This is a genomic window from Hufsiella ginkgonis, assembly GCF_009834915.1.
Classification (GTDB): domain Bacteria; phylum Bacteroidota; class Bacteroidia; order Sphingobacteriales; family Sphingobacteriaceae; genus Hufsiella; species Hufsiella ginkgonis.
In genome coordinates, this window is sequence record NZ_WVHS01000012.1 from 1 (window position 1) to 1267 (window position 1267).

The following is a 1267-nucleotide window of genomic DNA, read 5'->3' on the forward strand; positions in this document are numbered from 1 at the left end:
ACAAGGCGCCCCGGGCGATCCCTGGCAGCCGTACAGCACCTCGATCTCCGGCTCAGGCCATACGACAAAGACGGAATACGGCACCAATTCCGCCTCGGGCGACCGCTCAGTGCGGCTCTGGAGAGCGGAGGAAGTCAGTACGAGCGGACAGGAACATAAGCGGCATCTTACAACGGCCGGGAACTATGATGCCAGCCAGTTATACCTCGCCATCAGCAAAGATGAGAACTGGACAAGCGGCAACGCCGGTACGGTCGAAGAATATAAAGACAAAGAAGGCCGTATCGTTTTGAAGCGTGCATGGAAAGATGAAAGCGTAAAGCTTTCCACCTACTATATTTACGATGATCTTGGCAATTTAAGCTTCGTGCTGCCCCCGGGCGCAGATCCCGATGGCAGCAGCATCGGCCAAACGTCGCTCGACGGTTTCTGCTACCAGTACCGTTATGACGGAAGAAATCGCCTCATTGAGAAAAGGATCCCCGGCAAAGGATGGGATTACCTGGTTTACAATAAGCTCGATCAGCTGGTGATGACCCAGGATTCCGTGCAGCGGGATAACGGTAAATGGTTGTTCAGTAAATATGATGCGCTCGGGCGGAACATCCTGACCGGCATCGCCTCCAGTTCTTCTTCCAGGGATACCTGGCAAAGCAGCGTGAACGCCCAAAGCGCGCTTTGGGAAACCCGCGACGATGCCAATACTTCCGGCACCGGCACCGGTTATTCCAATGCCAGCCTGCCCACCAGCGGCATCGACCGCTATCACACGGTTTCTTACTTTGACGATTACGGCTTTTACGGCAACAGTTTCGGAGCGCCGGGAGCTGGACAAAGTACGTTCGTACGCGGGCTTCCGACCGGTGGCAGGGTAAACATTCTTGGCAGCGGCACCATGCTGTTATCGGTGAATTATTATGATAGCGAAGGCCGGGTAATCCAGAGCAAAAGCCAGAACCACCTGGCCGGCACCGATATCGTGAACAACGCCTACAGCTTCACCGGCGAGCTGCTCACCTCGAACAGGAGCCACACCAGCAGTAACGGCAGTGTAACTGTTGTCATCCGAAACGAATATGATGCCTGGGGTCGGAAGAAGAATGCGTTTGAAAAGATCAATTCCGGCAATGAAGTGACGCTCTCCGATCTTGAATATAACGAGACCGGCCAGCTGAAGCAGAAGAGCCTGCACGACAGCTTGCAGACCACAGCCTATGCTTACAATCCCAGAGGCTGGCTTAAGACCAGCTCCTCCCCGCAATTCGCT

1 pseudogene is annotated in these 1267 nt (G+C 54.6%); it reads left to right on the plus strand.

From position 1 onward, the window contains the following. Positions 1-1267: pseudogene (locus tag GS398_RS22120) on the plus strand (DUF6443 domain-containing protein); the annotation flags it as partial.